A 21,703-nucleotide genomic window follows, 5' to 3' on the forward strand; every position below is an offset into this window, starting at 1 on the left:
CGTGTAAATGGCGTTACATCAGGCCCGACCCCGGCAACGGGCCGAGAAATACCAACAAAAGTACCAACATCGGCTGTAGCACACTCGCGCCCGGCACCACCCCTCCGAACCAGTGTAACCTTGTGTCACGACATCGCTCGGATGAAGGCATGGATTGGGATCTCGTAATCAAAATTGCGACGCCGGTGATCACTCTCGGTCTCGGCGCTCTCATCACACGCGTTGCCGAAGAGCGTGCGCGGGTAACTGCCTATTTGGGCCATGCCACATCAACGCTGGTGCGCCCACTTGCCGTCCCCGAGCTGCCCCAGCACTCACCCGCAGGCCAAGCCGAAGCTGCACCGGCATTTCAACCGTTTTATATCTTTACCCATACGATCGTCGTCACCAACCCGAGCAGAAAGCCCGTGACGAACCTCGTATTGGGACATCAGACGCTGCCGAACTTCTCTGTACACCCAGACACCTATCACGAAGTGCGAAAGCTGCCTGGGGGCGGCACTGAGCTTGTTTTTCCGAAACTCGGGGCAAAAAAACAGATAACCATCGCATACCTGTACCAACCCCCGTTGATCTTCTCCGGAATCAACACCAGCTATGAATGCGATGCCGGGCCGGTAAGAATTCTTGCCATGATACCGAGCGCCCGCCCACCTCGACCGATCATGTGGGCGCTGTGGTTCATCCTGCTCTACGGCGTCGGCGCAATCATTTACACCATCCTCCAAGCGGTCTGAAATCCGTCGAATTCCGTCGTCCGCGAACCGATTCGCGATCGTCCGAACGCTACATGACAGTAGGCCGCGGCACGGTCCGTCAACCTCGTCGAAAGCGCCCCATGAAGCGGGCAGGCGCGGTGGGGGGACGACCGCGCGCCGCCGCCCCCAGCTGGCTTCTCTGAAAATTTTTGGCTCGGTCTAGCTCGGCCGTGCCCCTGGGGCTTGCATAGCGGCCCGTAGCGGCGCGATCGGCACGCCGCCGGCCTTGCCCTCTTCCCTGCCGCGGCAATCGCTTCAAACTCCACGCGCGGTGAGGTCCGTCATCCATTGAAGCGAGTAAACTTTTTTGTTTACTTGGTAATCTTTTTTGTTTACACTGGTCGCAAATCGACAAACGCGGGGGTGAGGTGAAAGTTAGCGAGTTCCGGCGATGGCTAGCTGCCCAGGGCGCCACCTTCAAGGAAGGCGCCGGCCACACAAAGGTGTACTACCAGGGCAAGCAGACTACCCTGCCCAGGCACCCAAGCCAGGAGCTTGGGGAAGGGCTGAGAAAGACGATTCTCAAGCAGTTGGGGATCAGGTAATTGGGAGGCCCCGCAAGGGGCTTCCCGCATGCATTCACCGCACCACCGAACGCAAACGCAAAGAGGTAATCAGATGCGCTACGCCGCTCGAATCGAACCGGATGGCAATGTTTTCATGGTGTCGTTCCGCGACATCCCCGAGGCCCTGACCGCTGCAGATACTCGCGATGAAGCCGAAGCCGCAGCGGCCGATGCATTGCGCACGGCCATGGACTTTTACTTCGAGGACCGGCGGGCCGTACCCCTACCGTCCGAGGCCCAGGCTGGCGAGGTCCTGGTTGAGCTGCCCGCGAGCCTGTGGGCGAAGGTCTTGCTGCTCAACGAAATGGTTCGCCAGGACGTGGCGCCGGTAGAACTCGCGCGCCGGCTGGGAACTCGTAAGCAGGAAGTCACCCGCATCATGGACCTGGGCCATGCCACCAAGATCGATACCATTGCTGCCGCGCTGGCCAGCCTGGGCCGGGAGCTGAGCTTGACGGTGCGCTAAAAGCGCCAGCGGTGGTTCTGATGCAAGCTACCGGCTATCAAGCGCAGTCCATAGGCCACTTTTCCGAGTAGGCGCCGGCGATATACTGTACATCCATACAGCATATCGAGGCGGCTATGAGCTACACCGTCACCTTGCTGGACTACCCAGACCTGACATCGCGGGAGCGACACCACGCCGAATCCCGTTTCCGCCAGGCCCTCGACTGCGGCCTCGGCGGCGCCGGCGGCGTGCTGGTCGCCTGGCGCGCCTGGCAAAAAGTCGAAGGGCCTACGGCGGCCAACATTTCCGACGACGAGTACCTGGCCGCGCGCAGGTGGCTGCTCGCCACTGACCGCGCGCGAGCGGCTGGCCTGGCCGGCCTCGACGATCTGCCATGTGCGGTGTTCTTCGTCGAACCCGGGGCATGACATGCCCGAGACATCGCGCGCGCCTGGGCTTAGAAGAGGCCCGCCGGCTCGGCTTGCCGGTCCCAGCTGTAGATCACGACCTCCTGGCGATTCACGGCGTTCTCTCCGCCGCCCACGGTGTAGGTGATGTCCAGCGTCTCGATGTCGAACCCCTCGAACACCCGGCGGATATCTGGATGGTCGTTCAAGCTGACCACGGCCTTGCCGCGCAGCTCGCGCATCAGCGCGGCCATCCGCTCGTACTGTTCGAACTCGAAGGCCACGCCATACCCCTCCGTTTGCCAGTACGGCGGGTCCAGATAAAACAGCGTGTGCGGCCGGTCATACCGCGCCATGCACTCGTGCCATGGCAGATGCTCGATGTAGGCGCCGGCCAGGCGCAGGTGCGCGGCTGACAGCGTCTCCTCCAGGCGCAACAGATTCAAGCCCGGGGGCGTCGTCGTGGCCGTGCCGAAACTCTGCCCGTCGACTTTCCCCCCGAACGTGTTCTGCTGCAGATAGTAGAAGCGCGCGGCGCGCTGGATATCGGTCAACGTCTGCGGACGCGTGATCTGCGAGTTGGGGCCGACCCCGGGTGTTAGCGCACCCGGCTAGGTCGCCCGTCTCTGGTTACTGTGCGACGCTTCCTATCTGCGGGATAACGTAGGGATCGAACTGCACCACCTCTTCGCCCATCCACTCATTCAGAGCCCGGAACCGCTGCTGCAGCGGCTCGATCTCGTTGCGCGCAAACACGGTGGCGGCCGGCCCGACTGCGCCGAATCCGCCGGTGTTGCTGGGGATGATCCCCATGAGCTGGGGAGGAACGCGGTGGCCAGCGAGCACGTCGTCGCGGCTGGCGTTCTTGATGTTGAAAAAATCGTCCTTGGCCGCCACCTCGCTGACCGGGATCAGCTGAATCCCGTCTTTCTTGCCGTTCGGCGAATACAGGAACAGGTTGCGGAAGTTGCCCGGCCCCTTCGACGACTTCAGGGCGGCCCGGATGGCATCGATGTCCTCCTGCGACTGCGCCGGATCCGAGATGTACAGGATGAAGCCCGCGTGGCTTCCGTTGTTGTAGTATTTGCGCCGGAAGAGCGTGGCCGACTCGTTCAACCAGGCGGCCTGCAGAGCACTGAGATATTCCGGAAGGCCATAGATCTCCTGGTTGACATCGGGCTCGCGCAGGTGGAACACCTCGCCCTGCGGAAACTCGTGCTCGTCGCGCCAGCCGCGCACGAAGAAATACTGCCCTGGTTCGGCGCCACGCCGCATGTACTTCGCCAGCGCATGTTCCAGTGCGATCGTCCTGTCCGTCCGGCTGACTCGGCGCTCCAGGTAGCTGTTGCCGAAGGTCAGATAGTCCAGGGCATAGGCGCTGAAGGTCTCGCGGTTCAGATAGCGGTGAGGCTTGAAGGTCGACAGCAGGACATTGCGCTTGAAGTAGATCGCCGAACTGTGATGCGCGCCAGCGCGGAACGCGCGGGCCAGACCATCGAAGGACACCGGCGGCTCGTACCATCGGCCGTTCATCCAGCACTCGACGTAATCGAGGATCTCGCGCCTATCCATCACAGGTTCGGGGTCTCCGAAGCTGAATGCCTGCACGGCCGGCGCCGGCATCGGCGTGGCCGTGGCCGCCGCCGTCATCGAGACAGGCCTGCCGCGTGCGCGTTTGGTCATCAGAAAATCTCCAGTACATTGCCGCTGCCCTGGACCTCGCCAGCCAGCGACTCGTTATCGAGGGCGTGCATGACGGCCCAGGCCAGATCGGCGTGGCCGGTCGCGTCGGTGCGGCCCGATTCGAAGGTGGCCTGCCGGCCGCTGGCCGTCAGGGTTTTGCGGATGGCCATGAAGGCCTGCGCGATATCGACATGGCCGGCGTCGAACTGCAGGCGGCCCTTGGAAATAACCTGCTTGGCCTTCAGCACCAGGCGTGTTTTCAGCTCGACCGAGTACTGCAGCGCGACCACCTGCGGATAGAATTTCTGGACGATCTGCAGAACGCCGGCGCCCATCCCTGTCGCGTCGATCGCCATGTACGTCACGTTGTAGCGTTGGGTGGTCTGGCGGATCATCTCGGCCTGGGCCTCATAGTCCATGCCACGGAACTGGATGCGCTCCAAGATCCGGAACACGCCGCCGGGGGCGGCCGGCGGCGCGATCACGACCAGGCCGGCAGAGTCCCCGGTATGGGCCGGGTCGTACCCCACCCACACAGGCCGGTGGCCGTAGGGCCGCTGCGTGAACGGCTTGAAGTCGTCGGCCCACTCGACCCACGAATCCACCATGCACGCCTGCATCTCCGACAGCGGGAACATCGAGGCGCTGTCGTCGATGAAATCGCACATGAACAGGTTGGCGAACTCGTCCGGGGCATACTCGTCGCGCAGCTCCGCAATGTCGAAGAGATCGCACCCCGAGGCCTCGGCATCCTCCACGGTCACGATGTCGCGCCACACACGGTCCAGGCACAGCGCGCCGCCGCGTAGCGCCTTGTGTGAAAGGTCCAGAATGATCTTGTCGGCCGCCTTGCGGTTCCGGTTCTTGCGCTCGCCGGTCCAGTAGGGATAGGCGGCATGCGACATGGCCGAGGGCGTCGAAAAATAGGTCTTGCGCCACTGCTTATGCGTGGCCATGGCCGACGCGACCTTGTTCAGCTCCTCGAATTTCTGCGTCCAGAAAAACTCGTCGAAATAAAAATTCCCGTGGTAACTCTGCGCCGTGCGAAAGTTGGACCCCAGGAAGTACAGGTGTGCGCCGTTCGCCAGGACGATGGGGTCCCCCGATAGCTCGACGCCAGCCTCCAGAGCAAACTGGATGATGTACTGCTTGAACACGTGCGCCTGGGCCTTGCTCGCCGACAGGAAAATCTGGTTGCGGCCGGTCAGGATGGCATCAAGCAACGCTTCACGGGCGAAGTACCACGTCGCGCCGATCTGGCGCGACTTCAGGATCATCCGCGTGCGCTGGTGCCCGTTGCGCCACCACACGTTCTGGTAGCCGAACAGGCTGTCGCGGAACACGCTTTCCAGCTTCTCGACCTGCGCCTCGGTAAAGGCATTGCGCGTCGGCCGGCGCTTGGGCTCGGCGTTGCGCGCGGCGATAGCTGGATTGAGGTCTCCCTCCTTCCCAGTCTCCCCGTACCGGCGCACGCGGGCCGTGCGCTCGAGCTGGCGCCCGAGCAGGTCGATTTCCTTGTAGTCGCCGCCGGTCTTGCTGTCTTTCAAAACCAGCTTGACCATCCTCGCTTCCAGCGCCCCTTCGACACGGTCAAGCGGACTGGCCTTGTCCCATTCCTCGCCGTCCTTCCAGCTATGGATCGTGGTGCGTGGAATGCCGAGGTACTCGGCGATGGACGTGATGCGCCAACCCTGCCAGTACAGGAATCGCGCCGAGTTGCGCTTCTGTGCATCGCCAGCGAGCTGCTGAACCTGCAGCGCAGCCACGCTGCGAACGTCGCCATCCGCCTCGGTCAGATCGAGCGGTGATGGAGAGTGGGTCGGTCGGGTTGCATCGGCGGTGAGCATGGCCGCCAGACTGCCCTCCGCGCGCGCGCGAAACCATCCTGTCTCGCTCTATCCGTAGCGGGTAAGGACGGCGGTGTTTGAGTGCTGGCGGGATGTCGCCCACCATGCTTCCAGCCATAAACCACCGACCGCCGCGTCAGCGAGACCGCCATGAGCAAGAAGTTCAAATCGAAGCCGTTCTGCATCGCCACCGAAGGCGCAACCACGGACGGACGCAACATCGAACGCAGTTGGCTGCAGCAGATGGCCGCCACCTATGACCGTGCGAAGTACGGCGCCCGGATCTGGTTGGAGCACATCCGCGGCACGCTGCCGGACAGCCCGTTCAAAGCCTATGGGGATGTGCTCGCGCTCTCGGCGGAAGAAGGCGACGACAAGAAGATGCGCCTGTATGCCGTGCTGGAGCCGACCGAGGCCCTGCTAGCAATGAACAAGGCCAAGCAGAAAATCTACTCGTCGATGGAGATCGACCCGAACTTTGCCAAGTCCGGGCAGGCGTATCTGGTCGGCCTGGGCGTGACCGACAGTCCCGCCAGCCTGGGCACGGACATCCTGTCATTCGCGGCCCAGAAGCCCGAGAGCAACCCGTTTGCCAGCCGGAAGCTGACACCCGACAACCTCTTCTCGGCCGCGATCGAAACCGAACTGGAATTCGAGGAAGTCGAAGACCCCGCCGACAAGCCCAGCCTGGTCGATTTCGTGAAAGGTCTGTTCGCCAAGCGCGACAAGGAATCCCAGGCGGACTACGACGACATGATCAAGGGCGTGGAACTCCTCGGCACCGAGGTGCAGCAGCGCCTCGACACCTTCAACAAAGACAAGGCGTCGGCGTCCGATGTGGCGGCGGTGCGCCAGGACGTCGACAAGCTGCAGCAGTCCTTCAACGAGTTGAAAGCCTCGCTCGACGGCTCGTCCAAACACTCGCAGCGGCCTCCCGCGACTGGCGGCCAGGGCAACGTCAAAACGGACTTCTAACGCGCTCTCGCCAGCCACCACCATTCCCGACAGGACCCCACATGCGTAACCAGACCCGCGTCGCCTTCTCGGCCTACGCTCAACAGATCGCCACGCTCAACGGCGTGGAGAACGCCGCCGCCACCTTCAGCGTTGACCCCAGCGTCCAGCAGACGCTGGAGACCAAGCTGCAGGAAACCAGCGCCTTCCTCTCCAAGATCAACATCCACCCCGTCGACGAACAGGAAGGCGAAAAAATCGGCCTGGGCATCTCCGGGCCGATTGCCAGCCGTACCAACACGGACACCAACCCGCGCGTGCCGCGCCCCGCACACTCGCTGGACGGCGATCGCTACCGCTGCGAGAAAACCAACTACGACACGTACCTCAAGTACGCCCAGCTCGATGCGTGGGCCAAGTTCCCGGACTTCCAGGTCCGCGTCCGTGATGCGATCGTCAAGCGCCATGCGCTCGATCGCATCATGGTCGGCTGGAACGGCACCAGCGTGGCCGCCACCACGAACCCGACCACGAATCCGCTGTTGCAGGACGTGAACATCGGCTGGCTCCAAAAGTACCGCACGAACGCGTCGGAACGGGTCATGGACGAAGGCGTGACGGGAAGTGGAAAGGTTAAGGTCGGCGGTGCCGGCGCCGACTATGCCAATCTCGATGCGGTGGTCTACGACGCGCTGCAGCTCCTCGATCCATGGTGGCAAGACGACACGGCTCTGGTGGTGATGCTTGGCCGTGGCCTGCTGCATGACAAGTATTTCCCGATGGTCAACCAGGACAACAAGCCGACCGAGGTCCTGGCCTCTGACATCGTCATCAGCCAAAAGCGCGTCGGCGGCCTGGCGGCGGCGACCGTGCCGTACTTCCCAGCCAATGCGCTGATGGTGACGCGCTTCGACAATCTGTCGATCTATTTCCAGGCCGGCGCCCGCCGCCGCATGCTGAAGGACAACCCGGAGCGCGATCGTATCGACAACTTCGAATCTTCCAATGACGCCTTCGTCGTCGAGGACTATGGCCTCGGCTGCGTCGTTGAGAACATCGAGTTGCCCGCCTGATCCTATACACCCCCCGCGAGAGCAGTGCCGAGCCGCCGGCGGTCAGCAGCATCGACCGCCGGCGAGTGAGGTCCAAGGAACACCATGCCCAGTCCCGCCCAACGACATCGTGCACGCGCCATGGCGCTCAAGGCCCAGGCGCAAAGCGAGCACGGCCAGGCCGTCGAGAGCAGCGCCTACGACCTCATGCTGGCCCAGCTCGCCGAACACCGGCGCCGCCTGCACAGCATCCAGTCGATCCAGCAAAAGATCGAGGTCAAGCGTCAGATCGTCTCCGAGTACGACGCCTGGATCGACGCCGCCCTCCAGGAGGGTAAGGGCGCCCAGGATCTTGTCATCACCACGCTCATGATCTGGCACATCGACGCGGGCAACTACGGCCGCGCGCTGGAGATCGGCGCCTACGTGCTCGTGCATGGACTGCAGATGGCCGACCAGTACCGGCGCTCGCCGGCCGTGGTGTTGATCGACGAAATTTCGGGCGCATATCTTCGCGGGTTGGTCCCTGCCGGGAGCGAAGCCGTGGAATTTCTGCAAGCCGTGGACCGGCTCACGATCACGGTCGACGCCCCGGACCAGGCGCGGGCCAAGCTCAAGAAGGCCATCGGCTACGCGCTCCTGGGCAAGGTCAAGACGGGCGAGGCGCCCGATCTCGACAAGTTCGACCAGCCGGCTCTGGAAGCCATCCAGCACTGGCTCGGGACCGCCCTCGGCCTCGATGCCAACTGCGGCGTCAAGAAAGACCTGGAACGGATCGAACGACGAATCAACGCACTGCGCGCCGCTGGCGCACAGTCCACCTGAGCACCCCCGACGTGCCCGGCGGCCCGGCGCGAGCCTGAAGACCCGCGAGGATCTCCAGGCGAGCGCCGGCCACCGCCGACTTGGAACGCACCATGTCCTTCATCGCTCCCGAACCGCCGCTGGTAGTGACTGTCCCGCCCTCCGATCCGGCGGGTGAGGATCAGGTCGACGCCGGCGACTTCTGGCCATCGGTGGATCTTGCGCTGATGCGTGCCACGGTGCGCCTGGACGGGACCGTCACCCCAGAGCGGCTGCGCCATGCCGTGGTCGAGGCACTGGCGTTTGTCATCGATCAGCTCGCGGCGTGGGAAGCCGCCCGCCGCGCCCAGGGCTATGCAACGCTCGCGGCGGTGCCCGCGCGTCAGATCGATGGCAAGTCGATCAACGAACAGCGATACCTGCGCGCGGTGTACAGCCTGGCCAAGGCCGACTTGATCGAGCGATACCGCGACTACGACACCAGCGCCCAGGGCGACAAGGATGCCGAGCAGCTCGTCGACCAGATTGCCGAGCAACGCCGAAACATGGCCTGGGCGATCCAGGACATCAAGGGCGCCCGGCGCACCACGGTGGACCTCATATGAAGGTCATTGCGCAACAAGGCGACACCGTGGACCTGCTGTGCTACCGCTACCTGGGCACCACGCACGGCGGTGTGGTGGAAGCAACCTACGAACGCAACCGAGGCCTGGCCGACCTGGGGCCGGTCCTGCCGCTCGGAGCTGAGGTCGACCTGGCCGACATGCCGGCCACCCCCGCCGGCACCATCGAAACCGTTCAGCTATGGGACTGACCCGACATGAACAACCGACGCGCCGCCACCATGGCCCGCAGCTCATACCGGCCGGGAGGCGCATAGCGATGCCTCCCGACGATATCGCCGTCAACGTGGGCAACCGCACGACCGAAGTCGGGGCGGCTGCTGGCGTGCTCTCGTGGCTCGCATCAGGCAACTGGATCGGCCTGTCCGGCGTGCTCATTGCGATCGCCGGCCTGGTGGTCAACTGGTATTTCCAGCGCCGCCGTGATCGCCGCGAGCGGGAACTCCACGCGGCGCGGCTGGCCGCCATGCGCGATGCGTGCGAGCTATGAGCGTCCGCCAGCGCATCGCCGTCGCCTTGTTGACCATCAGCGCGGCGGGCCTAGCGACGTGGACCGCCAGCGAGGGAGACGGCCCAATCTCGATGGCACAGGATGGCACCGAGCTGCTCCACCCGTACATTCCTACCGCTGGCGACGTGCCGACCATCGGGCATGGGTCAACCCGCTACGAGGACGGCCGCCGCGTGACCCTGCAAGATCCGCCGATCAGCCGAGAACGCGCCGTCCAGCTCGCGCGGAACCTCATGAGCGGAGACGAAAGGCAATTTCGCGCATCGCTGCCCGGCGTCGAGCTGTACCCCGAGGAATACGACCTGTACCTGGATTTCGTCGGACAGTTCGGCATCGGAAACTGGACCACGTCCAGCATGCGCTGGCTGCTGATCGCAGGCCGCTACCGCGACGCCTGCGGTGCACTGCTGAACTGGCGGTTCCAGGGCGGCCGCGACTGCAGGCTCCCGCAGAACTGGGGGCCGAAGGGTTGCAAGGGCGTCTGGACTCGCCAACTGGAACGCCACGCCGCGTGCCTGGCGGCACAGTGAGGTCCACATGATCCGAGCCGTCACCGTCTCCCTCTTGGCCCTTGCCGTTCTGTCCGTCAGCCACTGGGCCGCGTACCTGGCGGGCCGAAGCGTCGCACAAGCCCAGGCCGTGGCCACCGACCAGGCCATCCAGGCCCATACCGAGGTTGTCACGGCGAAGGCGGAGACCGCCGCCACCACTGCCGACCAGAAACTCGCCGCGGCGGTCGCTACCGCGGCCGGGGTGAAAGGAGAAAACGACAATGCCCGTACTGAGATCGATCATTTGCGCGGCCAGCTGCGCACTGGTGTTGTGCGCTTGTCAGTCGCTACCGACAGCACGTGCAGTGCTGCCGCCGGTCCCGGAGCTGCCGCCCCTTCCGGAGAACCTGTCGAAACCCCGCGAGCCGAACTTGTACCAGAGGATGCTGAAAATCTTGTCTCCATCGGCGCAGAGGGAAACGACGCCATCCGAGAACGCAACGCCTTGATCGTGCTCTACAACGAAGCGCGTGCGACGCTGCAGCAGTACAAGGCGGAGATCGACCGGCTGCGGGGTGAACAGCCGTGAAAAAGCCCGCTAGCCTGCGCAAGCATCTGACCGGCGCGGTGCCGGAACTCAAGCGCGAGCCCGACAAGCTGCAGGTGTTCATCGACAGCGGGAAAATCGTGTCCGCGGGCACGAAGTCGCTGTCGTTCGAATACCGCTTCACGCTGCACTTGCTGCTTACCGACTACCAGGGCAGTGCCGACGCCATCATGGTGCCCATCCTGGCGTGGCTGAAGATCCACCAGCCGGAGCTGGCGCTGAATGCCAACGAACGGGAGAAAGCGTTCCGCTTCGAGGTGGACATTCTGAATCACGAGACCTGCGATATCGCTATCGATCTGGATCTCACCGAGCGTGTGGCCGTCACGCAAACCACCGGCGCCGGCGGCCGCGTCCGGCTGCAGGCCGAGCACGTCGCCGAGCCGCTGCCGGCCCCGGCCTATGGCACACCCGGCTTTGATCTGTACGACGGCGACGACAAGCTCGCCGAGTGGACCGTCGCGCCGGAGATCAAGTGAGAGACGATCTCACCCTGATGGCTGAGTGGGCCGCGCCCATCCTCGCCAGATTCACGCCCGCAGAGACCCGCGCCGCCATGCGCGACATCGCGCTGGAGCTGCGCCGCAGCCAGGCCAAGCGAATCGGGCGGCAGCGCGACCCGGACGGGTCAGCCTACCAGCCGCGCAAGAAGCTGCGTGATCGCAAGGGCCGCCTGCGCGGCGCCATGTTCAAGAGGTTGCGCACCGCGCGTTACTTGCGCGTCGAATCGTCGCCGACCCAAGCAACGGTGGTGTTCGCTGGCCGGGTACAACGCATAGCCAGGGTGCACCAGGACGGCCTGGTCGACGTCGTAGACCGCCGCGCGCCCTCGAGCGCATCCGTGCGGTATGCCCGCCGCAGGCTGCTCGGCCTGACCGGTGCCGACCGCGACATGATCATCGACCGACTGCTGCGTCTCGCGTAGCGTCCCCGGTTTGGGTAGGCACGGCAACTCTCGCGCGCGCACGAGGTCGCCGGGATGATCGGCGATATGGACAAGAAGACCGACGCATTCCAGAAAGTTACCGGCAGCGGAGATCTACCGGAAGATCTCAGCTTCCTCGCCCGCGTTGCAGCCGGCAACCGGCTCGTTCCCAGGGCGAGATTCGAAAGTTATCTTTCCACGGTGGTGCCGCTCGAGGTTCCCGAAGCGGCATTGACACTTGACGTGAACCATGCGGGCAAGATCGTCCGCATGACGAATCCAGAGCGCGCCATTGTGATGCTCCCCGCCACGGGCCTGCCCCCTGGCTTTCAGACCATGATATTCGGGGAGGGGGCCGAGGGCTTCATGGTTGACGCCAGCGACGTGACGCTGCTGGGGAATACCCCGTACCTGGTCGCCGCTCAGAACATTGCGATGCTGCTGATCCAGGCATCGGAGGGCGCATGGATCGTTCTCGGCGGGGTTCAGCCGTGAAACTGCCCCTTACCACCGTGGCGGCCAGTCTAAGGCACAAACCGGTGGTGCCGCCGCTGCGCTGGACGCGCCCCGATACCACCGGCTGGACGGTGATAGAGATTGGCGGCACGACCTGGAACATCCCTGATGGATCGTGGACGAACCAGGACTGGGACCACGCCTCGGTACCCGACTACATACTGCTGCCCGGCGGAAACTACGTCATCAAGCAGGTTGGGCCGATCAACAAACGTATCCGACTCAACGCCCAGGACGCCATCAACTTGGCATGGATCGGCGGCGAGATCAATATTGACACGCCTTGGGTGTACCCAGGCTTCGATGAGGACGACGGCGGCTACTACATCTTCAGAACCGCGATGGAGCTGTCAGGCGATTTCCGCATCGTCTACTTTGAAGGGCTCCACCTGCATGGCCGGTGGTGTGTCGAGACCCTGGACCTTTGGGATGGTTCATCGGTCAACCTGACGCTGCAAAATTGCCGGTTCATCATTTCCACCGAGCAAGTGCCCGACAAATCCCAGTCCGACGGTTTTCGGCATGCTGATTGCGTGCAAGCCACCTCCGGACTGACTAGCTTCAATGTCGCCAATAGCACCTTCCAGACAACCCACCAAGTCGGCATGTATGGCGGCGGCGACGTGCGCATGGACCGCCGCTGGAAGCAGATGAAGCATTACCGCGTGAACTGGCGGTACTCGAAATACACCTCGTCGCTCTCCAGCGACTCGTCGCGCATCTTGAGCATCATCAGCAGCCCCGCGATCGAGGGGCCCTTGCAACTCACCGATGCCTATATCGACCCGTACCCGCGTCTGTGGGGTGGGACCGCAGATGTCGGTGATCGCGCGTGCTTCTGGTCCGGCGCGAGTCAATACGTTGAAAGCGTTGGCCGCACTGGCTGGATCGCCAATGCAAGCTCCAATTACCCAACGCGCGGCATCTTCGACGAAACCGGCGCCGGCCATGGTTATTTTTGGCGCGGAGCGCCGCCGCACGGTGATTTCTGCCCAGAGGGCGTGGCCGGTATCGACTACGTGGCGCCGCCCAACGTGATCGCCGAACCATTGGTCAACGTCGGCATCGACAATTACGCCCACGACGACAACCGACCCGTCAAGCGCACGGCCGCCGAGCAACTGGGCAGCGCCGTCGCGCTGTCGCGCAAGTGGTTCATCGAAAACTCGTACAAGTCCTACACGCCTGACGAGATCAGCGGGATCGACAACATCATGCCGGCCGGTGATTCCAGCAACTTCGGCGCCGGCATCTCGAACTGGCGCAAGATATTCACCAACCGATATCCGGACTTTGGGTTTGACCTGGGCTGGGCCACGGACGCCGAGAACGGGAACATCGGCGTCATGCATTACACCGTGACGGGGGAGGACAATGACTGGTATATCGGTGCCATCCACTGCGCTCCGGACGACACGGAACTGCGCATTCCGGTAACGCCAGGAAACCAGCTCTATGTCGAGGCCTACGTTCGCCAGAACAGCGAGACGCTGAACCCCACCACTCTCATCAACAACGGCGCCAGCATGTTCATCGTTTGGGTGGATGCGGCTGGGAGCATGATCAACTATTCGATGGATGCGGCGATTTTCCGCATTCGGGTCGCACGGTACGTCGCGCCCTACTACCAGATCGAGGTGCCGACAGGCGCGGCCTACGCGGTGGTCGGGGTCGGCATCAGCAAGCCCCTTGCCGGCGCTGAGTACTTCATTAGCCGAGTCTACGCGATGCAGTACGAGCCGGTCTCGGATGACGCGGGCACCGAACTGAGCGACACCCAGCAACTCAATTGGCGGCCGCCTGAAAACAAGGATTACCGCATCCGTTACGAATGCGAAACCGATCAGGGTATGGCCTACGACGACGTGATCATCCGGGCCATCCCCCATACGGCCAACTGGATGCAAGGGGGAGTCGAATTCGATGATGGTGTGGGGAACTGGGTGCTGACCACGAGCGGCACCCTGGATACTGTCCAGGATGACGATGGAACGTTCGCGCTCCGGGCGACAGCCGCCATCGATGGCGGGCTGGACGCCGCCAATGGATTCACCAACACCGGCGATCTGCCAAACGTCGAAGGGGGCGATGAAATCTATGTCGCATTCGACCTGAAACAGGTCCAGGGCAGCGGGCCGGTGCAGGTCGGCATCAACGTGGATAGCATTTCCGGCGGATCGATCATCGAGACGAGCTGGGACTCGGTCTACCTCGACGTCAGCACGCTCGGCTACATCCGGCACGCCCGCACCGTCACAATTGCACCCGGCGCGACCGCGGCCCGGATGCATGTCTCGTTTTCGAGCGCGACAACGAAGGCGGGTGCCCAATTCCTGATCAAAAATCCGTACATGGGGGACGTGCCGCCACCCGACAAAAACAAACTGAGCCAGCAGGCCCGCAGCTTCGGTGCGGGGCTGAACACCTGGGTGAACCTGATCGCGCCAGCTGGATTTTCAAAAGCGGCGTCCTCGGTGGATGGCGGCGTGATGGTCCTGTCCGCCAGCGCGGCGGCCGACTCGATTGGCGTGAGCCACACTTGGGTCGGCGATACGACGATGGTGCCGGTTACGCCGGGCAGCGTGGTGTACGGCGCGTTCCAGGTCAAGCGTGCTGCGGGAGACTCAGGGCGGGCACGGGTCCGATTCATTTGGGCTGACAGCGACGGGGCGTGGCTGACGATTGCCGAGCCGCCCCCCGTGAACGACGTCGCAATCCCTGACGACGCATATGCGACGGCGTGGTTTCAAGCCACGGCGCCGCAGGGCGCGGCATATGCGGTGCTGGGCGTCATCATCATCAATCCGCCGGCGGGCAGCTCCTACTACATCGACAATTGTTGGCTGGGCGATCCGCCGGACGAGTGGATACCGCCCGTGCCGGAGTTCGACGCAAACCGGCTGCCGCGCGGAGATGCACGGGATTTCCTGACCTCGAAGGCGCGCTGGATGAGTTATCTGTGGCCCGCCGGCGCGTCCGTCGAATGGTCCGAGAGTTTTGGCGGCACGCTGCGGCTCGACAGTCCACCTGGGCCGAACCGGGTTGCCATCTGCCATACCTGGAGGCAAGACACGGATTCCGTCGTTAGCGTGGTGCCTGGCGAGCCGCTGTACGCCTACCTGGACGTGCTCCGCATGTCCGGCGCCGATATCGGGGTCCAACTGGCCATGATCTGGACGGACGGCGCGTTTGTCGAGCTGTCCGCCCCGGAATGGAGCAGGACAGAAGGGCCGCTGGCGTTCCTCTCCAACGGCCCCAGCGTGACGCGGCTCCAGATGATGGCCTTGGTTCCTGCCGCTGCGGCCTACGCGCGGCTGGTGTTCATCGCAAACGGGTCCAGCGGAGCTACGTACTACCTCGATAACGCGCACCTCGGCGACCCGAAGGATTAGTCACCGCGCCTCGCAAGCCTACCCGCACCGGATAGGTTCCTGGTTCCTCGCGCGCGCGCGGCGCGCCGGCGATTATCGGGGCATGCCGCCCACCCCGACCAACATCGCCGAAATTCTCCGCTTGCTGCAGAACCTGATCCGGTTCGGCAGCGTCGCGGACATCCAATACGGCGACCATATGCAGCCCCCTCGCGTGCGTGTGGCGGTCGGCGGCATCCTCACGAATTGGGTGCCGTGGGTAGCGCCGCGTGCCAGCGGCACCTCGGAGTGGGATCCGCCTAGCGTGGGCGAGCAAACCATTCTGCTGTCGCCAGGCGGCGACCTGGCCGCCGGCGCCGCGCTGCCGGCGATCTACAGCGACACGAACGCGCCGCCCTCGCGCAGCCCCAGCGAGCACGTGCGGCGTTATCCCGATGGCGCGGTGTTGAGCTACGACCACGCCTCCCACGCCCTCAACGTCCAGCTGCCGGCCGGCGGCACCGCCAACCTGATCGCTCCGGCGAAGGTGACCGTGCAATCGGCGGTGATCGAACTGGACGCCGCCCAAACCACGATCACAGGAGCCTGCACGGTGAAGGGCCTGCTCACGTACCAGGCCGGCATGGCCGGCCGGCCAGGCAGCACCGGCGCTGCGGCATCGATCCAAGGCACGATCCGCGTCAACGATGGCGATGTGATCGCGGACGGCGTGAGCCTGGTCAATCACCCTCACGGTGGCGTCTCCCGTGGCGGCGACGACACCGACCCGCCCCAGGCGACCGAAGCATGATCGGAATGGATCGCAACACCGGCCGCGAGCTGTCCGGCGCCGACCACGTCAAACAGTCGGTGACCGACATCATACAAACGGCGATCGGGACCCGGCTCATGCGACGCCCGTATGGCTCGCAGGTTCCGGGCATTGTCGACCAACCTGGCACACCGGATACATTGGTTCGCCTCTACGCCGCCATCGCCGATGGGCTCATGCGCTGGGAGCCCCGTATCAAGCTCAGGGCGGTATCGCTGGTCAGCCTGACCGCGGACGGCAAAGGCGTCCTGCAGATCGACGGCACGATCGATGACGGAACCGTCCGTACGGTCTCGTGGGCCGTTGCGTTGGGAGGTACCGCGTAATGGCCGGCTCCTTCACGACCGTGGATCTATCCGCGCTGCCGGCGCCAGACATCATCGAATCGCTGGACTACGAGGCCGTCCTTGCAGACTGCAAGACTGAGCTGCTCCAGCGCTATCCCGCCTTCAGCGCCGTGGTCGAGAGCGACCCGGCCTACAAGGTTCTGGAAGTGCTCGCGTACCGCGAGATGCTGCTGCGCCAGCGCATCAACGACGCCGCGCGCGGCACGATGGTGGCGTTCGCGCAAAAGGGCGACCTGGACCAGATCGGGGCGAACTACGACGTCTCCAGGTTGGTTGTCACCCCGGCGGACAACAGCACCTATCCGCCCACGCCGGCCGTGTACGAGACCGACGACAACCTGCGCCAGCGCATTCCGCTGTCGCTCGAGGGCTATTCCACAGCGGGCAGCGAGGGCTCCTATATTTTTCACGCTCGATCGGCATCGGGCCATGTGAAAGATGCGTCAGCTGTCAGCCCCACACCGGGCGTCGTGACCGTCTATGTTCTTTCCACCGTGGGCAACGGCACGGCCGATGAGCAACTGTTGACGGCGGTCCGGGCAGCGCTCAACGTGCAACATGTGCGGCCGATAACGGACCAGGTATTCGTGCTGTCCGCCTCGATCGTCGAGTACCTGATCGAAGCCGAGCTGGAGCTGTTCGAGGGTCCGGACCCCGTTGTGGTTCTGGCCGCTGCGCAAGTAGCCACCGACGCCTATGCCGCCAAGATGCACAAGATGGGCGTCGGGGTGAGCCGCTCGGGCCTGTTCCAGGCGCTGCACCGGCCAGGCGTGAAATCCGTCAACCTGATCGCGCCGGCCACCGATATCGCACTGTTCGACGGCCAGGCAGCTTATTGCACTGGCACGGCAATCTCGAAGGCGCCCGACGACGAGAGCGGGGTGCTTTGATGGTTGAGAGCTTGCTCCCCGACAACGCGACCGAACTGGAGGCCGCGCTCGCGGCTTCTACGGCCCGGCTGGACGATCTCCCTGTCCGTATTCGGGAGATCGGCAACCCCGCTACGGCACCTGCGGCATTCCTGCCTTGGCTCGCCTGGGCCTTCAGCGTCGACGTCGAGTGGGACCTGGCGACAACGGATGCGCAGAAGCGCGCGGTCATTACGGGCTCAGTATCGGTACACCGCCGCAAGGGCACCGTCGCTGCTGTGCAGGCCGCGCTCGATGCCCTCGGATTCGATGTGCAGCTACAGGAGTGGTTCAACCAAATCCCGGCGGCGGCGCCATACACCTACCGCTTGATCGTCACCGCAGACCAGGTGGGGTACTCCCGAGCCGATCTACGCCGCCTGATCCGCGTCGTGGATGCTGCCAAGAACTTGCGATCACACCTTAGTGAACTCGAGCCCCGCGGGCGGTCCATGCAGAGCTGCTCGCTGGCGATGGTTCCCAGAATCGGCTGCGACCTCACGATCACGGGACTAGACGATCTGCATGACGTGACCTTCACCCTCATCGATGACGACGGCTCGCCTTTGGTAGACGACGACGGCGCCCAACTTGTGGACGGCTAGACATCGACATGGCATACAAGACGATTTCCACCACCTACGGCCTGCAACGCCAGGCCGCTGCGGCCACCAGCGGTAGCCCAATCACTCTGACCGAAATATCCATCGGCGACGGAAATGGCAACGACGTCACGCTGGACCGTGGCCAGGTGAACATTATTGGCGAGCGCCTGCGGCGTCCCGTCAGCAGGATCTACCAGCTACCGGACAATCCTTCCGTCTACGTCGTTGAATGCACGATCCCAGCGGAGGAGCCTGCATTCGTTATCCGTACGGCCGGGATGCACGACGAGCACGGCGGTATGGTCGGAGTGTGCAACACGCCGGTCATGTACAAGCCGAACGTCAGTGAAGGCGCGATCGCTGATTTCGTCTTCAGCATGCTCTACCAGGCTACCAACGACAGCGTCGTCAGCCTCTTCGTCGATCCGAACGTGGCGGTAGCCTCGCGCACTTGGGCCCTGAACACCATCACTGCAGCGCTTCTTCTGCCAGGTGGCACCACAGGGCAAGTGGCGCGCAAGCGGTCCAATGCGGACGGCGATATCGAGTGGGCCGATCCGACCGACGTCAATGTCGTGTCCAACACGATCGAGGAAAACCAAACGCTGGCCGCCAGCCAAACGACGGTCAACCTCAACTTGACCACCGTCCAGGGGCTCGCCCTCTATGTCGATGGCGAACGGCTGCGCAATGATGAATGGACGCCGGATCCCGTTCTTCCCTCGCGCTTGTCGCTTGGCGCCGCATATCCCGCGGGCTCCAAGTTGACAGCCGTTCAGAATGAACCGGCCGGCGCGCTCACCGATCCGCTGGCGAAGGCCCAGAACCTGGCTGACGTGCCCGACAAGGCCTTGGCTCGTGCCAACCTGGACGTTTACAGCAAAGCCGAAGTCAACAGCCGTGGCAGGCAGCCTGGCGACATCTTCTACACCGCACGGAGCACCGCTCCAGCGCGCAGCTTGAAGGCGAACGGCGCAGCGGTGAGCAGGACCGTCTACGCCGACCTGTTCGCTGCCATCGGCACGCGATACGGCGCGGGCGATGGGTTCAACACTTTCAACCTGCCGGATCTTCGCGGCGAGTTCATCCGCGGGTTGGACGATGGTCGAGGCATCGATATCGGCCGCGTGCTCGGCACGTTGCAGTTAGCTCGAACCAAAGAGCACTTCCATGGATTCGGCCGGTTCCTTTCTATCACCGGAGGAGATGCGGGTGACGACGCCTATTTCACCCGCAGGAGCTGGGCGGGATCCGGAGAAACGCTGACCGGGCAGCGAATCACTGGCGACAGCCAGAACACCCAAACCATGGCCATTGCCGGTGGTGCCGCTGGAGATCTTGGCACATCCATCCAGATCGATATCGGCGGCGACATATACCCGCGCAACGTTGCCCAACTCGCATGCATTGCCTACTGATCATGACGACCAAGATTGTTTACCAGACCGTCGTCTCCGGCCTGTTCCTCTGCGAAACGGACGCGGACGAGTCGCCCGAGGAGCCCGGCCACTTCCATATCCCCGGCGGCGCCGTGGAAACGCCGCCGCCGGAGTCATGGCCCGGAGACAAATGGCCGCGGTGGAACGGCGCGGCCTGGGAGCTGGTAACCCGACCGACAGCATCCATAGCGGAATCGCCGCTGGACAAACTCAAGGCGTTCCTTTCCGCAAACCCCGACGTCGAAGCTCTGCTGAACGACAAACCCTAACCCTGGAGCTGCCCATGCCCACTTCTTACCATCACGGCGTCCGCGTCGTCGAAGCCACCGATGGCGCCAGCGCCATCCGAACCGTTGCCACGGCCATCATTGGCATGGTCTGCACCGGCGAGGATGCCGATGCGACCGTGTTCCCCGAGAACACCCCCGTGCTGCTCACGAACCCGCAGGGCAAGGTGGGCAAAGCCGGCGATACCGGCACCCTGGCGCCGGCGCTACAGGGGATCGCGGACCAGGCGCAGTGCATGACGGTGGTCGTGCGCGTGCCCGAGGGCGAGACGCCGGCCGAAACCGCATCGAACACCATCGGCACGGTCACCGCCGCGGGCAAATACACCGGCCTGAAGGCGCTGTTGGCGGCGGAGAGCGCCGTGGGCGTCAAGCCCCGCATCCTCGGCGCTCCCGGCCTGGACACTGAAGCCGTCACGACCGCCATGGTGTCGCTTGCCCAGGACCTGCGCGGCTTTGCGTATGCTTCGTGCCGCGGAGAGGACGACGCGTATGCTGTCACCAAGGAAGAAGCCACAGGCTACCGCGAGGGATTCAGCGCGCGGGAACTGATGCTGATCTGGCCCGACTTCCTCGGCTGGGACACGACCGCCAACGCGGCAGTCCGCGCGCCGGCCGTTGCCCGCGCCCTGGGTCTGCGAGCCAAGATCGATGAACAGGTGGGCTGGCACAAAACGCTCTCCAATGTCGTCGTCAATGGCGTCAGCGGCATTACCGATCCGGTGTTTTTCGACCTGCAGAATCCCTCGAGCGACGCGGGCTATTTGAACAGCCTGGAAGTCACCACACTGATCCGCCGTAGCGGCTTTCGCTTCTGGGGCAACCGCACGACTCAGGCGCAAGGCGGGCTGTTCCCCTTCGAGAACTACACCCGCACGGCCCAGGTTCTCGCCGACACGATGGCCGAGGCGCACTTCGAGTTCATGGACAAGCCGCTGCATCCCTCGCTGGTAAAGGACATGCTCGCGCGCATCAATGGCAAGTTCAAGGACTTGAAGACCGGCGGCTACATCATCGACGGCACGGCCTGGTTCGACCCGGAGAGGAATGCCACGGCCGAACTGGCAGCGGGCCGCCTGATCCTCGACTACGACTACACCCCCGTTCCCCCGCTGGAAGATCTCCAGTTCTACCAAAAGATCACCGACAGCTACCTGGCGCAGTTCGCCACGGCGCTCGCCTCCTAACCCACACGACTGGAGACCCAAATGGGAATGCCATCGAAGCTGAAGAATTTCAACCTGTACAACGACGGCCAGAGCTACATGGGTGAGGTCGAGAGCGTCGTCCTGCCCAAGCTTTCCCGCAAGCTGGAGCCGTGGCGCGGCGGCGGCATGCTCGGCGAGGTCGATGCAGACCTGGGCGTCGAGAAGCTCACCGTGGAATGGACTGCCGGCGGCCTGCTCGACACTGCCCTCAAGCAATGGGGGCTGACCACCCACGGCGGTGCAACGTTGCGGTTTGCTGGCGCGTACCAGGACGACGACGACGGCGCGGTCAGGGCCGTGGAAGTCGTCGTGCGCGGCCGCCACGCTGAGATCGACCTGGGCACGGCCAAGGCCGGCGACGGGACCGCCCACAAGTACACGACGACCTGCAGCTACTACAAGCTCACGATCGACGGCGAAGACATCATCGAGATCGACATGATCAACGCCGTCGACAAGGCCGGCGGCGTCGACCGCAATGCTGGCATCCGCAAAGCGATCGGGCTGGCCTAAGCCACCGCTTCCACTTTTCCGA

The 21,703-nt window shown here is 63.9% G+C and carries 26 protein-coding genes and 1 pseudogene; 24 read left to right on the forward strand and 3 right to left on the reverse strand.

What is annotated here, in order from left to right; all coding sequences use genetic code 11:
• Nucleotides 1-149 precede the first annotated feature (149 nt).
• From R4823_RS24770 to R4823_RS24785, 4 genes are all read left to right on the forward strand, one after another.
• Complete coding sequence (locus R4823_RS24770; RefSeq protein ID WP_338616421.1) at nucleotides 150-737, forward strand: hypothetical protein; 588 nt, start codon at nucleotides 150-152, stop codon at nucleotides 735-737.
• Between the two features lie 389 nt (nucleotides 738-1,126).
• A complete protein-coding gene (locus R4823_RS24775) occupies nucleotides 1,127-1,303 on the forward strand; it encodes a type II toxin-antitoxin system HicA family toxin (protein ID WP_338616423.1) in 177 nt (58 codons plus the stop codon).
• A 73-nt stretch (nucleotides 1,304-1,376) separates the two neighbouring features.
• The gene (locus tag R4823_RS24780) at nucleotides 1,377-1,790 is read left to right on the forward strand and encodes a type II toxin-antitoxin system HicB family antitoxin (RefSeq protein WP_338616425.1); all 414 of its coding nucleotides are present in this window, start codon (nucleotides 1,377-1,379) and stop codon (nucleotides 1,788-1,790) included.
• Nucleotides 1,791-1,906: 116 nt separating this feature from the next.
• Nucleotides 1,907-2,200 carry a hypothetical protein gene (locus R4823_RS24785; RefSeq protein WP_338616427.1) on the forward strand — a complete coding sequence of 98 codons (294 nt, stop codon included), beginning with the start codon at nucleotides 1,907-1,909 and terminating at the stop codon, nucleotides 2,198-2,200.
• A 29-nt stretch (nucleotides 2,201-2,229) separates the two neighbouring features.
• On the opposite strand, the pseudogene R4823_RS24790 reads toward R4823_RS24785, so the two are convergent.
• The 3 genes and pseudogenes from R4823_RS24790 to R4823_RS24800 all read right to left on the reverse strand — a co-directional run.
• Nucleotides 2,230-2,742 (reverse strand): annotated as a pseudogene (locus R4823_RS24790) (DNA adenine methylase); the annotation flags it as partial.
• A gap of 67 nt (nucleotides 2,743-2,809) precedes the next feature.
• The gene (locus tag R4823_RS24795; protein ID WP_338616429.1) at nucleotides 2,810-3,862 is read right to left on the reverse strand and encodes a phage portal protein; all 1,053 of its coding nucleotides are present in this window, start codon (nucleotides 3,860-3,862) and stop codon (nucleotides 2,810-2,812) included.
• Nucleotides 3,862-5,709, reverse strand: a complete 1,848-nt coding sequence (locus tag R4823_RS24800) for a terminase family protein (protein ID WP_338616432.1) — start codon at nucleotides 5,707-5,709, stop codon at nucleotides 3,862-3,864. The genes R4823_RS24795 and R4823_RS24800 overlap by 1 nt, the downstream gene beginning before the upstream one ends.
• A 150-nt stretch (nucleotides 5,710-5,859) precedes the next feature.
• On the opposite strand from R4823_RS24800, the gene R4823_RS24805 reads away from it, so the two are divergent.
• The 20 genes from R4823_RS24805 (at nucleotide 5,860) to R4823_RS24900 (ending at nucleotide 21,681) form a co-directional block, all read left to right on the forward strand.
• Nucleotides 5,860-6,684: a GPO family capsid scaffolding protein gene (locus R4823_RS24805; protein WP_338616434.1), complete on the forward strand. Its 825-nt coding sequence runs from the start codon at nucleotides 5,860-5,862 to the stop codon at nucleotides 6,682-6,684.
• Nucleotides 6,685-6,725: 41 nt separating this feature from the next.
• Nucleotides 6,726-7,736, forward strand: a complete 1,011-nt coding sequence (locus R4823_RS24810; RefSeq protein ID WP_338616437.1) for a phage major capsid protein, P2 family — start codon at nucleotides 6,726-6,728, stop codon at nucleotides 7,734-7,736.
• A gap of 84 nt (nucleotides 7,737-7,820) precedes the next feature.
• A complete protein-coding gene (gpM, locus tag R4823_RS24815; protein ID WP_338616439.1) occupies nucleotides 7,821-8,540 on the forward strand; it encodes a phage terminase small subunit in 720 nt (239 codons plus the stop codon).
• A 92-nt stretch (nucleotides 8,541-8,632) separates the two neighbouring features.
• Nucleotides 8,633-9,124 carry a head completion/stabilization protein gene (locus tag R4823_RS24820; protein WP_338616441.1) on the forward strand — a complete coding sequence of 164 codons (492 nt, stop codon included), beginning with the start codon at nucleotides 8,633-8,635 and terminating at the stop codon, nucleotides 9,122-9,124.
• Nucleotides 9,121-9,333, forward strand: coding sequence for a tail protein X (locus R4823_RS24825; protein ID WP_338616442.1), 213 nt, complete (start codon nucleotides 9,121-9,123; stop codon nucleotides 9,331-9,333). The genes R4823_RS24820 and R4823_RS24825 overlap by 4 nt, the downstream gene beginning before the upstream one ends.
• A 68-nt stretch (nucleotides 9,334-9,401) precedes the next feature.
• Nucleotides 9,402-9,632: a holin gene (locus tag R4823_RS24830; protein ID WP_338616445.1), complete on the forward strand. Its 231-nt coding sequence runs from the start codon at nucleotides 9,402-9,404 to the stop codon at nucleotides 9,630-9,632.
• Nucleotides 9,629-10,183 carry a lysozyme gene (locus tag R4823_RS24835; RefSeq protein WP_338616448.1) on the forward strand — a complete coding sequence of 185 codons (555 nt, stop codon included), beginning with the start codon at nucleotides 9,629-9,631 and terminating at the stop codon, nucleotides 10,181-10,183. The genes R4823_RS24830 and R4823_RS24835 overlap by 4 nt, the downstream gene beginning before the upstream one ends.
• Before the next feature lie 7 nt (nucleotides 10,184-10,190).
• Entirely contained in the window at nucleotides 10,191-10,733 is a 543-nt protein-coding gene (locus tag R4823_RS24840; protein WP_338616451.1) for a lysis system i-spanin subunit Rz, read from the forward strand.
• Complete coding sequence (locus R4823_RS24845) at nucleotides 10,730-11,230, forward strand: phage tail protein (RefSeq protein WP_338616453.1); 501 nt, start codon at nucleotides 10,730-10,732, stop codon at nucleotides 11,228-11,230. The genes R4823_RS24840 and R4823_RS24845 overlap by 4 nt, the downstream gene beginning before the upstream one ends.
• The gene (locus R4823_RS24850; RefSeq protein WP_338616455.1) at nucleotides 11,227-11,676 is read left to right on the forward strand and encodes a phage virion morphogenesis protein; all 450 of its coding nucleotides are present in this window, start codon (nucleotides 11,227-11,229) and stop codon (nucleotides 11,674-11,676) included. The genes R4823_RS24845 and R4823_RS24850 overlap by 4 nt, the downstream gene beginning before the upstream one ends.
• 66 nt (nucleotides 11,677-11,742) lie before the next feature.
• On the forward strand, nucleotides 11,743-12,171 hold the full coding sequence (locus tag R4823_RS24855; RefSeq protein WP_338616457.1) for a hypothetical protein: 429 nt from the start codon (nucleotides 11,743-11,745) through the stop codon (nucleotides 12,169-12,171).
• Entirely contained in the window at nucleotides 12,168-15,584 is a 3,417-nt protein-coding gene (locus R4823_RS24860) for a hypothetical protein (RefSeq protein WP_338616459.1), read from the forward strand. Before R4823_RS24855 ends, R4823_RS24860 begins: the two co-directional genes overlap by 4 nt.
• A gap of 82 nt (nucleotides 15,585-15,666) precedes the next feature.
• On the forward strand, nucleotides 15,667-16,353 hold the full coding sequence (locus R4823_RS24865) for a phage baseplate assembly protein V (RefSeq protein WP_338616461.1): 687 nt from the start codon (nucleotides 15,667-15,669) through the stop codon (nucleotides 16,351-16,353).
• Between the two features lie 5 nt (nucleotides 16,354-16,358).
• A complete protein-coding gene (locus R4823_RS24870) occupies nucleotides 16,359-16,700 on the forward strand; it encodes a GPW/gp25 family protein (protein WP_338616462.1) in 342 nt (113 codons plus the stop codon).
• Entirely contained in the window at nucleotides 16,700-17,611 is a 912-nt protein-coding gene (locus tag R4823_RS24875) for a baseplate J/gp47 family protein (RefSeq protein ID WP_338616464.1), read from the forward strand. Before R4823_RS24870 ends, R4823_RS24875 begins: the two co-directional genes overlap by 1 nt.
• Entirely contained in the window at nucleotides 17,611-18,234 is a 624-nt protein-coding gene (locus R4823_RS24880) for a phage tail protein I (protein ID WP_338616466.1), read from the forward strand. Before R4823_RS24875 ends, R4823_RS24880 begins: the two co-directional genes overlap by 1 nt.
• A gap of 8 nt (nucleotides 18,235-18,242) precedes the next feature.
• A complete protein-coding gene (locus tag R4823_RS24885) occupies nucleotides 18,243-19,652 on the forward strand; it encodes a phage tail protein (RefSeq protein ID WP_338616468.1) in 1,410 nt (469 codons plus the stop codon).
• 2 nt (nucleotides 19,653-19,654) lie between these two features.
• On the forward strand, nucleotides 19,655-19,942 hold the full coding sequence (locus R4823_RS24890) for a phage tail protein (RefSeq protein WP_338616471.1): 288 nt from the start codon (nucleotides 19,655-19,657) through the stop codon (nucleotides 19,940-19,942).
• 14 nt (nucleotides 19,943-19,956) lie between these two features.
• Nucleotides 19,957-21,147 (forward strand): phage tail sheath protein, encoded by a 1,191-nt coding sequence (locus R4823_RS24895; protein WP_338616472.1) that lies wholly within the window; start codon nucleotides 19,957-19,959, stop codon nucleotides 21,145-21,147.
• 21 nt (nucleotides 21,148-21,168) lie between these two features.
• Nucleotides 21,169-21,681 carry a phage major tail tube protein gene (locus R4823_RS24900; RefSeq protein WP_338616473.1) on the forward strand — a complete coding sequence of 171 codons (513 nt, stop codon included), beginning with the start codon at nucleotides 21,169-21,171 and terminating at the stop codon, nucleotides 21,679-21,681.
• Nucleotides 21,682-21,703 lie beyond the last annotated feature (22 nt).

It is taken from the genome of Pigmentiphaga sp. CHJ604, assembly GCF_036972535.1.
GTDB lineage: Bacteria > Pseudomonadota > Gammaproteobacteria > Burkholderiales > Burkholderiaceae_B > Pigmentiphaga > Pigmentiphaga daeguensis.

What these genes read in the sequence shown, in the direction of transcription:
- R4823_RS24770 (WP_338616421.1), top strand. Translation starts at nt 150, where the DNA reads ATGGATTGGGATCTCGTAATCAAAATTGCGACGCCGGTGATCACTCTC.
- R4823_RS24780 (WP_338616425.1), top strand. Translation starts at nt 1,377, where the DNA reads ATGCGCTACGCCGCTCGAATCGAACCGGATGGCAATGTTTTCATGGTG.
- R4823_RS24785 (WP_338616427.1), top strand. Translation starts at nt 1,907, where the DNA reads ATGAGCTACACCGTCACCTTGCTGGACTACCCAGACCTGACATCGCGG.
- R4823_RS24795 (WP_338616429.1), bottom strand. Translation starts at nt 3,862, where the DNA reads ATGACCAAACGCGCACGCGGCAGGCCTGTCTCGATGACGGCGGCGGCC.
- R4823_RS24800 (WP_338616432.1), bottom strand. Translation starts at nt 5,709, where the DNA reads ATGCTCACCGCCGATGCAACCCGACCGACCCACTCTCCATCACCGCTC.
- R4823_RS24805 (WP_338616434.1), top strand. Translation starts at nt 5,860, where the DNA reads ATGAGCAAGAAGTTCAAATCGAAGCCGTTCTGCATCGCCACCGAAGGC.
- R4823_RS24810 (WP_338616437.1), top strand. Translation starts at nt 6,726, where the DNA reads ATGCGTAACCAGACCCGCGTCGCCTTCTCGGCCTACGCTCAACAGATC.
- gpM (WP_338616439.1), top strand. Translation starts at nt 7,821, where the DNA reads ATGCCCAGTCCCGCCCAACGACATCGTGCACGCGCCATGGCGCTCAAG.
- R4823_RS24820 (WP_338616441.1), top strand. Translation starts at nt 8,633, where the DNA reads ATGTCCTTCATCGCTCCCGAACCGCCGCTGGTAGTGACTGTCCCGCCC.
- R4823_RS24825 (WP_338616442.1), top strand. Translation starts at nt 9,121, where the DNA reads ATGAAGGTCATTGCGCAACAAGGCGACACCGTGGACCTGCTGTGCTAC.
- R4823_RS24830 (WP_338616445.1), top strand. Translation starts at nt 9,402, where the DNA reads ATGCCTCCCGACGATATCGCCGTCAACGTGGGCAACCGCACGACCGAA.
- R4823_RS24835 (WP_338616448.1), top strand. Translation starts at nt 9,629, where the DNA reads ATGAGCGTCCGCCAGCGCATCGCCGTCGCCTTGTTGACCATCAGCGCG.
- R4823_RS24840 (WP_338616451.1), top strand. Translation starts at nt 10,191, where the DNA reads ATGATCCGAGCCGTCACCGTCTCCCTCTTGGCCCTTGCCGTTCTGTCC.
- R4823_RS24855 (WP_338616457.1), top strand. Translation starts at nt 11,743, where the DNA reads ATGGACAAGAAGACCGACGCATTCCAGAAAGTTACCGGCAGCGGAGAT.
- R4823_RS24865 (WP_338616461.1), top strand. Translation starts at nt 15,667, where the DNA reads ATGCCGCCCACCCCGACCAACATCGCCGAAATTCTCCGCTTGCTGCAG.
- R4823_RS24870 (WP_338616462.1), top strand. Translation starts at nt 16,359, where the DNA reads ATGGATCGCAACACCGGCCGCGAGCTGTCCGGCGCCGACCACGTCAAA.
- R4823_RS24875 (WP_338616464.1), top strand. Translation starts at nt 16,700, where the DNA reads ATGGCCGGCTCCTTCACGACCGTGGATCTATCCGCGCTGCCGGCGCCA.
- R4823_RS24880 (WP_338616466.1), top strand. Translation starts at nt 17,611, where the DNA reads ATGGTTGAGAGCTTGCTCCCCGACAACGCGACCGAACTGGAGGCCGCG.
- R4823_RS24885 (WP_338616468.1), top strand. Translation starts at nt 18,243, where the DNA reads ATGGCATACAAGACGATTTCCACCACCTACGGCCTGCAACGCCAGGCC.
- R4823_RS24890 (WP_338616471.1), top strand. Translation starts at nt 19,655, where the DNA reads ATGACGACCAAGATTGTTTACCAGACCGTCGTCTCCGGCCTGTTCCTC.
- R4823_RS24895 (WP_338616472.1), top strand. Translation starts at nt 19,957, where the DNA reads ATGCCCACTTCTTACCATCACGGCGTCCGCGTCGTCGAAGCCACCGAT.
- R4823_RS24900 (WP_338616473.1), top strand. Translation starts at nt 21,169, where the DNA reads ATGGGAATGCCATCGAAGCTGAAGAATTTCAACCTGTACAACGACGGC.